We start from the raw sequence: 12,882 nt of genomic DNA, 5'->3' as shown, positions 1-12,882 counted from the left end.
ATCGATGATTTCACCGTACCGTATTCTGGGCGTGCCCGAACAGGCCACCGACGCCGACATCAAACAAGCCTATTTGCAGCGGGTCAAGGACAATCCGCCCGACCGCGATCCCGCGCGCTTTCGCGAAATCCAGGAGGCTTTCGAAGCGATCAAAGACCAAGACCGCCGCTTGCGCCACGCATTGTTTGCTATGCCGCGTGTCGAATTCGACACGTTGCTGGCGCAAGCCTTCGGCCAATCGGCTACTGGCGAGACTATGCCTGTGGACGATTTCCTAAAGCTGGCGAGCACGCTGACCATCGAAAAATCGCTCGCTCAATTGACTAAAACGCCATCATGACCACCGACACCCCGCAAGACGAGTTGCTGACAGCCTTGCAGCACTATCTACAGGAAACCGACTTCGCCCATCTGACCGCTCTCGAGCAACCGGATTTGACCGCCCTATTCAGCGATCTAGCCGGTTTGAAAACCGAAGTCAAAGCCGAGTCGCGGCAATTTAAAGCCACGCTGGAGAGCTTGAACGAGGCGGTCGTTGCGCTGAAAGCCGACAATCAAGCCCTAGCGGAGGAACTGGCGAAAGCCAACGAACGTCTGCAGCAACAACGTCGGGAGGACGAGCGAGCCCTGCTGCTGGAATGGCTGGATATGTACGACCGGCTCGATGCCGGCTATCGGGCCTTGCAACAGTATCGGCCGGTCGATGGCTTGTTCCGGCATTCCAAACCACAAGACGTGCGCTTCATCGCCAGTGTTGGCGAAGGTCAGGAAATCACGTTGAAGCGTTTGGAACAGATGCTGCAACGCCGGCGGGTGTTTGCCATCGATTGCGTCGGCCAGCCCTTCGACGCGCGGACCATGACGACCCTCGCGATCGGCAACGATCCCTCGCAGGCAAACGCCGTCGTGTTGGAAGAACTGCGCAAGGGCTTTTTAATCGACGATCAAGTGCTGCGCTTGGCGGAAGTCAAGGTCAATAAACTTTAAGCATCCAGGGAACACATATGAACGACATCATCATCGGCATCGATCTAGGGACCACGAACTCGGAAGTCGCCATCGTCGAAAACGGCAAAGTCACCGTGATCACCGACAACGGCAACAAGATCTTGCCGTCTTTCGTCGGGCTGGACGATAACGGCGAGATTCTGGTCGGCGCCAGCGCCCGCAATCAATACCTGATTTATCCGGAGCGCACCGTCAAGTCGATCAAGCGCCTGATGGGCCAGGATACGCGGGTCTCGATGGCCGGTCAGGCCTACACGCCGCAGGAAATCTCCGCGATCATCCTGAAACGCTTGAAAAGCATTGCCGAAGCCTATGTCGGCCGGCCTATAGTCAAGGCGGTGATTACCGTACCGGCCTATTTTTCCGACGCTCAGCGCCAGGCGACCCGCGAAGCCGGCGAAATCGCCGGGCTGGAGGTGGTGCGGATGATTAACGAGCCGACCGCCGCCGCGCTGGTGTACGGTGCCGGCCGGCTCGAAGCCAAGCGTATGCTGGTGTACGACTTGGGCGGCGGTACCTTCGATGTGTCGGTGGTCAGCGTGCAGAGCGGCGTCGTCGAGGTGCTGGCCAGCCATGGCGACAATCACTTGGGCGGCGACGATTTCGATCAACTGATCGTCGAGCGGATTTTGGCGCATATTCGCCAGCAATTCGGCATCGAAGTCGAGCCGCACGGCAAGGCGATGGCGCGCATCGTAAGGGCGGCGGAGCAGGCAAAATTACAATTATCCGACGAACCCTACGCGATGATAGAGGAAGAATATTTGCTGGAACGCCAAGGCACGCCGCTGCATTTGACGCTGGAACTGGCGCGTGCGGACTACGAAGATCTGATCGCCGACCACATCAACGCCACGCTGGACGCCACCCACATCGCGCTGAAGGGCGCGAAACTGATCGCCTCCGACATCGACGAAATCATACTGGTCGGCGGTTCAACGCGCACGCCGTGCATCCGCGAGCGCCTGTTCGAGGAATTCGGTTTCGAACCGCACGGCGAAGTCGATCCCGATCTGTGCGTGGCGATGGGCGCGGCGATGCAGGCGGCGATGATCAACGGCGAGGACATCGGCACGGTCTTGGTCGATGTGACGCCCTATACCTTCGGCACCTGCGCGGTCGGCTACCTGGACGGCATGCCTTATCCGTATCAATACATCCCCATTGTGCATAAAAACAGCGTGTTGCCGGTGCGTAAGTCCGAGGCTTTCGAAACCTATCACGACAATCAACGCGAAGTGAACGTGCGGATTTTTCAAGGCGAGGACCCGGATGCGTTGAACAACGTTGAAATCGGCGAATTTTTGGTCGAAGGCTTGTTGGACGTGCCGGCGGGCAACATTATCACCTTGACGCTGGAACTGGATTTGAACGGCATCTTGCATGTGTCGGCCCGCGAGAAAGCCTCCGGCAAGGAAAAAGCCATTACCATCAACAACGCGATCTCCCGCTTCGATAGCGGCGAACTGAGCAGCGCCAAACAGCGTATCGACGGCTTGTTCGGCAATTCGGCCGCTGGCGAGGTGGATTCGGTTCCGGAAAGCCAGGCCGTGGCTGCCGCGCGGCAAGTCATCAAGAAGGCCGAAGCCTTATTCGAAACCGTTTCCGCCGAAGACAAGGAAGACATGGTGGATCTGATCGAAGCTATCTCGACGTGTCTGGAAAGCGGTGACGAGGTCGGTCTGAAACAGCCGGTCGAGCGCTTGAACGACATCCTCTACTACCTGGAATCGTGATACCGCGCTGCCCGGCTTGCAACGCCCGGCTCGGTGCGGCCACGGCGTGCCCGCGTTGCGGTGCGGAGTTGCAGCACATCTTTCGTAGCCAACGCTTGGCCGAGCAGTGGCTAGGCGTCGCATTACAAACCACGCGGGCCGGACGCTTGGCTATCGCGGTGCCGGCGGTGCTGCGCTCCTTGAGTTTCAAGCAAGCGCCGGCAGCCAAGCTGTTACATGGCTTCTTGATCCAGCAGTTGTATCGGGTGCTGTACGAAAATTTGGGCCGGCAGGATTGGCAAGAAGCGCGTGGTATTCTCAGTCTGTTACAGATGTTGCAAGCTGACAATGAAACCTTGCGCCGATTTGCCGAGATGATTGCCCAGTTGTCGGCGCAAGTGGAATCAAATCATAGTGTTGCTTAGGCTGTTAGCGGATTGCCGCTAAGCTACGCTTCCGGCTATTACCCGGTCCTGAATACCATTCGCCTTTATGCCCTTGAGGGTAATGAGTTTGTCGAAGGGCATACCAGCGATAAACCGGGCCGGATTAATAAATTGGCGACAAGCGCAAGTGCGCTTGGTTATAGTGTCTGAGTCCAACTACGGGAAATAATTGTGAAAAAACTCCTGCTTACGCTGCTGGCCATCCTGCTGATCATTGAGGAATGGTTGTGGGATTTCCTGTCCGCTTGCGGACACTATCTGGCTCTGCTGCTCAGGCTGGAAAGTGTTGAGCGTTGGTTGGCGCAAACTTCGCCGGCCATGGCTTTGCTGGCATTTACGATTCCAGTATTGATCGTCACTCCGCTGAATCTGGCTGCGCTGTCTTTGATAGTACATGGCCTGTTGTTGCAAGGCATTCTATTAGAGGTGTTCGCCAAGCTACTCGGTACCTTGCTGGTGTCGCGGGTATTTAAATTGACCAAGCCGCAGTTGCTGACCTTCGGGCTTATCGCTTTTGTTTATCACACCGTGATGGGTTGGCTGCAATGGGCGCATGCCAAGATTGTCGATACCGAGATTTACCGTTGGTCGCGACAGGTAAAAGCGCAGGTGAAGGCCAAAGTGAAAGCATGGTTGGGCTAAATTCTTGGCGGCTAATCGGGTTTCGGGCTCGTCAGCTTTTGCCACTGTTTGAACAACACGTAACCGCAGCTGATCAGCGCCGCTATCATCAACATCGCACCGAGTAACTGCGCGAGTTTAGCCAGCGCATGATCCTGGGCCAATAGGCCGGATTCGGTCAGTAAATATTCCCAATCGTGAAAACCGTATGGCGCGGAATGGCCGAAATTGCCGCCCAGCAAGGGCAGTTGCCCGGCGCGGGCGTCGTTGATATATGGGGCAATGTCCAAGAAGTTCTCGCCCACCCACCATAAACACAAGCAGGCGCCGAACGGATCGCGGGTTTTTAGCAGCAAGGTCAACATGCAAATCGTCGGCATCAGAATTTGGCCGAGGGTGCCGCCCAGCGAGGTGATAAATTGCCCGAACGGCCGGAAAATCACATGGCCAGCTTCGTGAAACGGCAGGTTGACCAAATGCAGAAACGATTCGCCGGCCGCATTGCTGGCCAGACCCGGCGTAATCAGCAACCAGCTCCACAGCAAAAATCCAGGTAATAATAGGCAGCGCCCGATAAAGATGGCTTCGTTGTCCCGGTAGGCGTCGTCGCCAAATACCGAGTCTGCGGGGGCATCAATAGTAATGACAACTTGCGAGCGTTCCGCCGCCGGGGAGTTTGTATCGCCGTGGTATTTGTAATATTTGGCAAAGACGATGCCGCAGTGCGGGCAGGTTTCCTCTGCGGGCAGCACATCCCGATGACACTTGGGGCATGGCTTCATGTTGGCGCTCCAGGCTTGGTGGGGAAGATGAACGCAGCTTAGTGCCCATAAACCTTAGCAGCAAGGCCGGGATTTTTTCTGCTCCGGGAAGGTTTTATTGTGCGCAAGTTAATTTGCCGAAGCAGCGACTTTTTTGAGGTTAATCATGTTGGAACTGACATTTACCAGAGCCGAACCGGCTGATGCCGAGCAATTGGCGGAGTTTATCAATGCGGCGTATCGCGGCGAATCCAGCCGGCAGGGCTGGACCACCGAAGCCGATTTGCTGGATGGCCGGCGCACCGATGCGGCGGATATTCTGGACTTAATCAGCGGTGCGGGGTCTATGATTTTGCAGTGTCGGCGGCAGGGAGAGTTGTTAGGTTCGGTGCATTTACAAAAAGTCGATCAACAGGTGCATATCGGCATGTTGGCGGTCGCGCCGGCTATGCAAGGTTTGGGGATTGGCAAGCGTTTGTTGGCGGCGGCGGAAGTAGAGGCCGTGCAAACTTGGGGAGTTAATCATTTGGTGATGGCGGTGATCCCTTGTCGGGCCGAGCTGATGGCGTTTTACGAACGGCGCGGCTATCGGCGTACCGGCATCAGCAAAGCGTTTCCGATAAATCCCGAGATGTGGACACCAAAAGTGGCGGATTTGTCTCTGGAGTTATTGGAGAAGTGCCTGTAAGCCAGCTTGTTTAAGCGCAGAACCTAGGTCGGTAAATTAACGGTGGCAATCACTTGATTGCCGTTTCCAATGTATTCCAGTGAGTCGAAACTCAGCATTCGCGACAAGGCTATGCCGCGGCCATGCAGATCGGAGGCGCGTTCCGGGGAGAAATCCAGGTAAGGAGATGGATCGAAGCCCTTGCCCTGGTCTTTGATGGTAAAGATGGTCTGAGTGGGTGTTCTAACGATTTTAACCTGCACGAATTTGTTTTTATATTCGGGCAAACCCAGTCGGCGCTCGATTTCTTCCCGCCAACAACCTTGACCTACCAATTCGGTTTTTTCTTGATAACTAATGCCCAGATTGCCATGCTCGACTGCGTTGAGCAGCAATTCGGAAAGCCCCGTGGCGACTCTTTCCGGGTTGCATGACAACCCGGTCAGCAGTGCGGTCAAGCCATTGACCTCGCTCAAGGTCCGGAAAGAAAACTCCGCTTTTCTCAATAAACCCAGCGCCACCTTTTTGTTGCTAATCCGGGTTCTCAAAGTCTTGTGGCGGCGGCTGTCTTCCAGCGCTGCCGCTACGAAAGCCAGTAAAATTTTTTCGTCGTAGGGCTTGGTAAGGTAATGGTAAACCCCGGCTTGAATGCCTTCCACGATCGACTCCCGCGATGACTCACCGGTCTGGAAAATAACCGGCAGATCGCTAAAGCGCGGGTCAGCTTTGATCTTGGCCAATAAGGCCATGCCATCCATCTGCGGCATGTTGCGGTCGGTAACCACAATGTCAAACGGCTTTTCGCTGCTGTTCAACATCTGCCAGGCTTCGAGCCCGTCCTCGGCGGATTGAACTTCGTAACCGGCAGATTGCAGATATGTGCGGAGGATGTCCCGCATCAGTTTCACATCGTCGGCGATGAGGATGCTGGCTTTATAGTCGGAATTGGATTTCAACGCCAAATCTCCTTGAGGCTACGGATAATGCAAACATTTTAGTAGCCTTGGCCTCATAGACAGTCTGCTGTGATAGAAAATAGCGTTTCGAAACAAAGTTTAGCGGCCAATCCCCATTTTGCCCACACAGTGAGTATCGATAATTTATTTTTGCGAATTTTCAAATAATGGTTGAATCGCAAGCGCGATATAGCCTAGCTTGCGATAACTCTTTTGTATTCTAAGCTGCTTGGTTAGCCTTATCCGAATGTCTTCGATTAAGGCTAACTAGGTTTATTGAAGCCCGCGCTTTTAAGGGTTTGCCCTCACGCATGTCTCAGCTATAGCGAGCATTTTCAATCGGTTGCCACCGACTGCACGGGTTGTATCTTGCTGCAATCTTGGTTGATGAGCCGAGCGACGCGGCGTTATGCCCCGGTCTCGGTTTCCTTATCCTCGTCCCCCGACATATCGGAAATTTCCTTTAAACGGGCGACGGCTTTGAAATTGACGCTGCCTTCCGGGTACTGGCCTTCCGCATTGATAGTGCCGGCTTCTTGTCCGGTGAGCAGGCTCAAGGCTTCATCGACGCTGGATACGGTGTAAATGGCAAATAGGCCTTGCTCGACGGCATCCACCACTTGCTGTTTCAGCATCAAATTGCGTTTGTTCGATGCCGGAATGATCACGGCTTGTTTGCCGGTCAAACCGCGCGCCGCGCACAGTTCGAAAAAGCCTTCGATTTTTTCGTTGACGCCGCCGATGGCTTGTACTTCGCCGTACTGATTGATCGAGCCGGTCATCGCAAAGCCTTGCTGAATCGGCGTGCGCGTCAGTGCTGAAATCAGGCAGCACAACTCGGCCAAGGAGGCGCTGTCGCCGTCTATGTGGCCGTAGGATTGTTCCATGGCAATGCTGGCGGAGATAGCTAGCGGAAATTGCTGGGCATAGCAATGGCCGAGATAGCCGCTCAAGATCATCACGCCCTTGGAGTGAATCGGTTGGCCCAGTTCCACTTCGCGCTCGATATCGACGATGCCTCGGGAGCCGGGATGCACGGTGGCGGTGATCCGTGCCGGCGCGCCGAAGCTGCTGCCGCCGATGTCCATCACGGTCAGGCCGTTAACTTTACCGATGGCTTCACCGTCAGTGTCGATCAGAATGGTGCCTTCCAGCATTTCTTCCAGGATCGCTTCGGCGATGCGGCCGTTGCGTTGCTCACGCGCCGATAATGCCAGTTCGATTTCGGCTTTATCGATGTTAGCCGCGTTGGTTTGGCTGGCCAACAAATTGGCTTCGGCGATGATTTCCAGGCAGCTGTTCACGTGCGCGGACAGGCGTTGCTGGTTTTCGGCTAAGCGGCAGCTGTATTCGATCAAGCGCAGCAAGGCGCCGTCGGTCAGGGCTTTGGCTCCGGAGTCGGCGGCATGGCGTTTTAGCAAGGTCACAAACTGGCTAACGTTGTCCGGGCTGCGCTTGATGTGGTCATCAAAGTCGGCCAGTACCCGAAACATTTCGTTGAATTCGCTATCCAGCTCTTCCAGCAGATAATAAATGTCGCGGGAGCCAACCAGTATGACTTTGACATTAAGCGGGATTACACCGGGCTTCAGCGTGATGGTGTTAATGCCCAACTCGGAATACGGTGATTCGATTTCGATGCGACCGGCTTGCAGCGCCCGTTTCAGGCCTTCCCAGACGAAGGGATAGGTCAAGACTTTTTCCGCATCCAGAATCAGATAACCGCCGTTGGCGCGATGCAAGGAGCCGGGGCAAATGCGCCGGTAGCTGGTCACCAAGGTGCCTTGGTCGCTGATGTATTCGATGCGGCCGAACAGGTTTTGGTAAATGGGGTGCGGTTCGTAGATCACCGGCGCGCCGTTGCCGTCGTGTTTGCAATCCACCAGGATGTTGGGCAGGTATTGTTCGATCAGTGCCAGACGCTTGGCGATGATCTCGCGGCTATCCTGGCTGCGGCTGGGCATCAGCAATTCGCCGATGGTGTTGCTCAGGCTTTTTTCGATTTCCGCCAAGTAAGTAATGACGTCATCGACGTTTTGGTATTTGTCGTTCAGCTCGGCCAGCAGCGGCTCCAACGCTTGCTTGATGGTGTCGTTGTCGAGCTGGCGGGTTTCTTCCACCAGCGTACGCCGCCATTGCGGCAGTTCCAGCAATACGTCGCCGAGAAATTCTTCCAACTCTTCAGTGTGTTGGTGGAAGGCGTCGCGCTCCGCTTGCGGCAGTAGAGTGAATTGGTCTTCGTCCAGCGCCTTGTCGTTGCGGATTGGTAGAAAAGTGATGGTGTCGCTGTCACGATACAGCGCCACGCTCATCTCGCGGGCTTTGGCGTCGACCAGGTCGATGGCGGCGTTGTAACGCTGGTTAAAGCGGCGTTCGATAGCGGTTTTCTTCTGTTGGTAACTAGGGCTTTCGAAGGCGGCCGGAAAGGTGGCCAGCACGTCGTCGATCAGCTTTTCGATGTCTTTGGCAAAAGCATGCCCTTCCCCGGACGGCAATTCGATAGCCACCGGCTCGCGCTGATTCTCGAAGTTATCGACGTAGGCATAAGACAGCGGCGATTCTTGTTGTTCGGCATAGGTGCTTAAATAATGGCTGACCATGGATAGGCGGCCGGTGCCGGGGTCTCCCATCACGAAGATGTTGTAGCCCGGCGCCTTCATCGCAATGCCAAAAGCGAGAGCCGATTGGGCGCGATTTTGGCCGAGGATGACGTTGTGTTGTGCGCTTGGCGCTACGCTGGGCAAGTCAATTGCCAGCTTCAGGGCCGAGACCGGCAATTTCAATTGTTCAAGCATGATGCGGGTTATTTGCTGTTAGGCATCGACAGCATGTGGCTCATGCGTTCGGCTTTGGTTTTCAGATATTCAAGATTGTCTTGATGAATGCGGGTTTCGATAGCGATACGATTGTTCACCTGAATCCCCAGCTTGGTGAGTTCGTCGATTTTCAATGGATTGTTGGTGATGAGCTCTATGGAGCGCACTTGCAGGCTATTCAAAATTAGCGCGGCGATGTCGTACTGGCGCTCGTCGGCCAGGTGGCCTAGCTTGATGTTGGCATCGACGGTATCCAGACCTTGGTCCTGCAGATTGTAAGCCTGCAGCTTTTTCAGCAAGCCGATGCCGCGGCCTTCCTGGCGTAAATAAATCAAGACTCCGCAGCCGGCGGTGTTGATCAAATCCAGCGCCATATCCAACTGTTCGCCGCAGTCGCAGCGCCGTGAGCCCAGCACATCGCCGGTAAAACACTCGGAATGGATGCGTACCGGCACGTCTTCCTTGCCGGCTACCTCGCCTTTTACGAAGGCGACGTGTTCTTTTTTATCCAGGCTGTTGCTGTAGTAGTGCAGGATGAATTCGCCGTGCTTGGTGGGAATTCGGGTTTGAACTTTATCTTCTATGCTTGCTTTCACTGCTGTGGGAGTCCTCAATCTGCGGCATTAAGCGGCAATTGCCCGCGACTGCTTAGCTGCAGAAGCGATGTTCATATGCCTGGAGCCTTTCGTAATTGCTGAGTTCGCAACGATTACGAAAGGCTCCAGGCCAGCGTGTTTGGCTTTGCGGCGATAGCGAGTTTTGTCGGCGAAAACCTGCGCTTTGTTGAACTGATGGGCGAATTTCGCCACCGGGTTTTTATTGGGCTTGTCTTGCAAGTCCTTGTTGGGGTTTTGTTTTCTCATGCTTTTTTCTCCGCAAGCTATTAAAATAACGTTTTATTTGAACATAGATTGCCTGTGAAATTCCAGAAAGACTTTGATGTGATCGTAGTGGGTGGTGGCCATGCCGGTACCGAGGCAGCCTTGGCTGCTGCCCGTTCTGGTGCGCAAACTCTGTTGTTATCGCAAAACATTGAGACCCTAGGGCAGATGAGTTGCAACCCGGCCATCGGCGGGATTGGTAAGGGTCATCTGGTCAAGGAGGTGGATGCGCTGGGCGGCATTATGGCGCAGGCCATCGATAAAGGCGGCATCCAGTTCCGTATCTTGAATGCCAGCAAAGGCCCGGCGGTACGGGCGACCCGGGCGCAGGCGGACCGTATGCTTTACAAGCAAGCGGTGCGCACAGCGCTGGAAAATCAGCCCAATCTGGCGCTGTTTCAACAAACCGTATCCGATCTGATCGTGCAGGGCGACCGGGTGACCGGTGTCAAAACCCAAATGGGGCTGGAGTTCAACGCCCGGGCGGTGGTGTTGACCGCCGGTACCTTCTTGGCTGGCCGCATTCATATCGGTCTGGAAAATTACAGCGGCGGCCGCGCCGGCGACGCGGCATCGATTGCGTTGGCAGAACGTTTACGTGAGTTGCCGTTTCGGATTGGCCGCCTGAAAACCGGCACCCCGGCGCGCATCGACGGCCGCACTATCGATTACAGCAAGTTGCAGGAACAGCACGGCGACACGCCGCTGCCGGTATTTTCGTTCATGGGTAGCCGCGAACAGCATCCGCGGCAAATTTGCTGCCATATTACCCGCACTAATCAAGAAACCCACGACATCATTCGCTCCGGTCTGGATCGGTCGCCAATGTATTCCGGGATTATTGAAGGTGTCGGTCCACGTTATTGTCCGTCTATCGAAGATAAAGTAGTGCGCTTTGCTGACCGCGATTCGCATCAGATTTTCGTCGAACCGGAAGGTTTGACCACCAATGAAGTCTACCCGAACGGTATTTCCACCAGTTTGCCGTTCGATATTCAGTATCGGTTTATCAGGACCATGCTCGGTTTTGAAAATGCCGAAATCGTCCGTCCCGGTTATGCCATCGAATACGATTTTTTCGATCCGCGCGATTTGAAAACCTCGCTGGAAACCAAGCATATGAACGCACTGTTCTTCGCCGGCCAGATCAATGGCACCACTGGCTACGAAGAAGCTGCTGCCCAAGGCTTGATCGCCGGTTTGAATGCGGCGCGTCTGGCCAAAGGCCTGGAAAGTTGGTGTCCCGGCCGCGACGAAGCCTACATCGGCGTGATGATTGATGATTTGATCACGCGCGGTACTGCCGAGCCTTACCGGATGTTCACCAGTCGCGCCGAATATCGTTTGCAACTGCGCGAAGACAATGCCGATTTGCGCTTGACCGAACAAGGTCGAGAACTGGGCTTGGTTGACGATGCCCGCTGGCAGCGCTTTGAAGAAAAGCGTGAAGCCATCGCCAATCTACAAGGCAAGCTGGCAAAAAAATGGATACGCATCGAATCTGATGAAGCCGCACTGGCCGAGCAATTGTGGGGCAAAAAATTGTTGAAGGAAGCCAGTCTGATGGAGATGTTGCGCCGGCCGGAAGTGGATGTCGAGAATTTGTTGCGTTTCAGTGACGAAGCCGAAGTCGATGAGCAAGTGGCCGAACAGGTGGCGATTCAAGCTAAATACGCCGGTTATATCGACAGGCAGCAAACCGAAATTAACCGGACTCAGCGCTACGAACATTTGAAATTACCCGAAAACGTCGATTACAGTCTAGTATCGGGCCTGTCTAACGAAGTCAGCGAAAAATTGAAAAAGCAGCGTCCGGAAACCCTGGGTCAGGCCTCGCGGATACCGGGCATTACGCCGGCCGCCATCTCGCTGTTGCTGGTGCATTTGAAGAAGAAAAGCGCTTGATAATCTGCCAAGAGATTAGTCCATTTTAGGAGCGTATGCGATGATCGAATTACCTGCCAATGTCGAAAGCCGTCTGATTCATGCTGCGCAAGACGAAGGTCAAAATCTGGCGCAATTTGTTGATCGATTGCTGGAAATTTATCTGGAAGACAAGACTGATGCCCAGACGGCAGAAGCCGCCTACCGCGAGTTCATCGTCAGTGGCGAAGCCGCGATACCTTTGGACAAATTAATCGCCGAGCATGGGGTATAGGGTCGAATTTACCCCAAAAGCCGCCAAGCAATTCGCCAAACTGGACGCCACCACCAAAAAGCGGCTGCAGGATTACTGGTTAAAATTGCAAGTGCTCGACGACCCGCGTGCTAACGGCAAAGCCTTGCAAGGGCCTTTGGCGGGGTTGTGGCGTTATCGCGTTGGCGATTATCGAATTCTGGCACGGATAGTCGATGACCGGCTTTTGATTCTGGTGGTAGGGTTGGTTCATCGTTCCTCGGTTTATAAGTAAAGAACGATAACATTGCTAGGTGATTATGTGAGATTGGCGAATGATCAGGCTTTACGGCAAGCTCTGCATGGTATGTACGTCGCACTGTTCAATGCAGTACTAACTTGTACGAACGATTTTCGTGGTGGTCGCCTCACCACGATGCTGACAGCGATAATGGGTATTGAAGATTGCGGTTGGCGAGTTGTTGGTATTACACAAGAGGCTCTGGATTTGTTGGCAACCGAGGATTTCAACAAAAACAAATTGCCTAGGAAGCTCTGTCGAGGGCACATAACTGACCGTGTCAAGACAACCCGTCTAATGTTTGAGCGTGAAAAACCATTGAAGCTAGACGAGTTCTTTAAAATCTTTCTGGAGAACGACTGCACAGTGATCATGCTCAATGAGCAAAATAATCACACCAAGCCTTTCCCTGTTTACATCAAAATCGACAATCCCGATGCGAAACTTTTTCCTAATGGCTCTCTTATGAGTTGGAAACACCGTAGCAAGGAACGTGATTTTCTGCGGCGCCTGCATTCTAAGGAGTTGTAGGATGGGCTGAATACAATGAGGCCCACCATCTCCTCAGCGGCTAACGACCAATTGAGTCAACGT

15 protein-coding genes are annotated in these 12,882 nt (G+C 54.3%); 10 read left to right on the top strand and 5 right to left on the bottom strand.

Annotated elements, in window-relative coordinates; genetic code table 11:
- Window positions 1-4 precede the first annotated feature (4 nt).
- From JWZ98_RS22370 to JWZ98_RS22350, 5 genes are all read left to right on the top strand, one after another.
- Window positions 5-340 carry a DnaJ domain-containing protein gene (locus tag JWZ98_RS22370; RefSeq protein WP_205452297.1) on the top strand — a complete coding sequence of 112 codons (336 nt, stop codon included), beginning with the start codon at window positions 5-7 and terminating at the stop codon, window positions 338-340.
- Window positions 337-987, top strand: a complete 651-nt coding sequence (gene grpE, locus JWZ98_RS22365) for a nucleotide exchange factor GrpE (protein ID WP_205452294.1) — start codon at window positions 337-339, stop codon at window positions 985-987. The genes JWZ98_RS22370 and grpE overlap by 4 nt, the downstream gene beginning before the upstream one ends.
- A 17-nt stretch (window positions 988-1,004) precedes the next feature.
- Window positions 1,005-2,744 (top strand): Hsp70 family protein, encoded by a 1,740-nt coding sequence (locus tag JWZ98_RS22360; RefSeq protein WP_205452292.1) that lies wholly within the window; start codon window positions 1,005-1,007, stop codon window positions 2,742-2,744.
- Complete coding sequence (locus JWZ98_RS22355; RefSeq protein WP_205452290.1) at window positions 2,741-3,148, top strand: hypothetical protein; 408 nt, start codon at window positions 2,741-2,743, stop codon at window positions 3,146-3,148. The genes JWZ98_RS22360 and JWZ98_RS22355 overlap by 4 nt, the downstream gene beginning before the upstream one ends.
- Window positions 3,149-3,340: 192 nt before the next feature.
- On the top strand, window positions 3,341-3,811 hold the full coding sequence (locus tag JWZ98_RS22350; RefSeq protein ID WP_192392320.1) for a hypothetical protein: 471 nt from the start codon (window positions 3,341-3,343) through the stop codon (window positions 3,809-3,811).
- 11 nt (window positions 3,812-3,822) lie between these two features.
- On the opposite strand, the gene JWZ98_RS22345 is transcribed toward JWZ98_RS22350, so the two are convergent.
- Complete coding sequence (locus tag JWZ98_RS22345) at window positions 3,823-4,572, bottom strand: zinc ribbon domain-containing protein (RefSeq protein ID WP_205452289.1); 750 nt, start codon at window positions 4,570-4,572, stop codon at window positions 3,823-3,825.
- Between the two features lie 145 nt (window positions 4,573-4,717).
- Between JWZ98_RS22345 and JWZ98_RS22340 the strand changes: the two genes are divergently transcribed.
- The gene (locus JWZ98_RS22340; RefSeq protein ID WP_205452288.1) at window positions 4,718-5,239 is read left to right on the top strand and encodes a GNAT family N-acetyltransferase; all 522 of its coding nucleotides are present in this window, start codon (window positions 4,718-4,720) and stop codon (window positions 5,237-5,239) included.
- Between the two features lie 23 nt (window positions 5,240-5,262).
- Here JWZ98_RS22340 and JWZ98_RS22335 read toward each other — a convergent pair whose 3' ends face one another.
- The 4 genes from JWZ98_RS22335 to JWZ98_RS22320 form a co-directional block, all read right to left on the bottom strand.
- The gene (locus tag JWZ98_RS22335) at window positions 5,263-6,174 is read right to left on the bottom strand and encodes a response regulator (RefSeq protein ID WP_205452287.1); all 912 of its coding nucleotides are present in this window, start codon (window positions 6,172-6,174) and stop codon (window positions 5,263-5,265) included.
- Between the two features lie 407 nt (window positions 6,175-6,581).
- Complete coding sequence (locus JWZ98_RS22330; protein WP_205452282.1) at window positions 6,582-8,969, bottom strand: ATP-binding protein; 2,388 nt, start codon at window positions 8,967-8,969, stop codon at window positions 6,582-6,584.
- 8 nt (window positions 8,970-8,977) lie between these two features.
- Window positions 8,978-9,586 (bottom strand): GTP cyclohydrolase II, encoded by a 609-nt coding sequence (ribA, locus tag JWZ98_RS22325; protein WP_051670028.1) that lies wholly within the window; start codon window positions 9,584-9,586, stop codon window positions 8,978-8,980.
- A 27-nt stretch (window positions 9,587-9,613) separates the two neighbouring features.
- Window positions 9,614-9,853, bottom strand: coding sequence for a hypothetical protein (locus tag JWZ98_RS22320; RefSeq protein ID WP_171696987.1), 240 nt, complete (start codon window positions 9,851-9,853; stop codon window positions 9,614-9,616).
- Between the two features lie 54 nt (window positions 9,854-9,907).
- Between JWZ98_RS22320 and mnmG the strand changes: the two genes are divergently transcribed.
- The 4 genes from mnmG to JWZ98_RS22300 are packed head-to-tail and all read left to right on the top strand — an operon-like array spanning window position 9,908 to window position 12,819.
- Window positions 9,908-11,776, top strand: coding sequence for a tRNA uridine-5-carboxymethylaminomethyl(34) synthesis enzyme MnmG (gene mnmG / locus JWZ98_RS22315; protein ID WP_205452279.1), 1,869 nt, complete (start codon window positions 9,908-9,910; stop codon window positions 11,774-11,776).
- A gap of 40 nt (window positions 11,777-11,816) precedes the next feature.
- Window positions 11,817-12,029: a hypothetical protein gene (locus JWZ98_RS22310; RefSeq protein WP_205452273.1), complete on the top strand. Its 213-nt coding sequence runs from the start codon at window positions 11,817-11,819 to the stop codon at window positions 12,027-12,029.
- A complete protein-coding gene (locus JWZ98_RS22305; RefSeq protein ID WP_205452271.1) occupies window positions 12,019-12,282 on the top strand; it encodes a type II toxin-antitoxin system RelE/ParE family toxin in 264 nt (87 codons plus the stop codon). Before JWZ98_RS22310 ends, JWZ98_RS22305 begins: the two co-directional genes overlap by 11 nt.
- A 27-nt stretch (window positions 12,283-12,309) precedes the next feature.
- Window positions 12,310-12,819: a hypothetical protein gene (locus JWZ98_RS22300; RefSeq protein ID WP_205452269.1), complete on the top strand. Its 510-nt coding sequence runs from the start codon at window positions 12,310-12,312 to the stop codon at window positions 12,817-12,819.
- Window positions 12,820-12,882 lie beyond the last annotated feature (63 nt).

Origin of the sequence: Methylomonas sp. EFPC1, assembly GCF_016925515.1 — a bacterium.
GTDB classification, from domain to species: Bacteria; Pseudomonadota; Gammaproteobacteria; order Methylococcales; family Methylomonadaceae; genus Methylomonas; species Methylomonas defluvii.
Note: the sequence above shows the minus strand (reverse complement) of the source record. Positions and strands in the feature narration are given on the sequence as shown.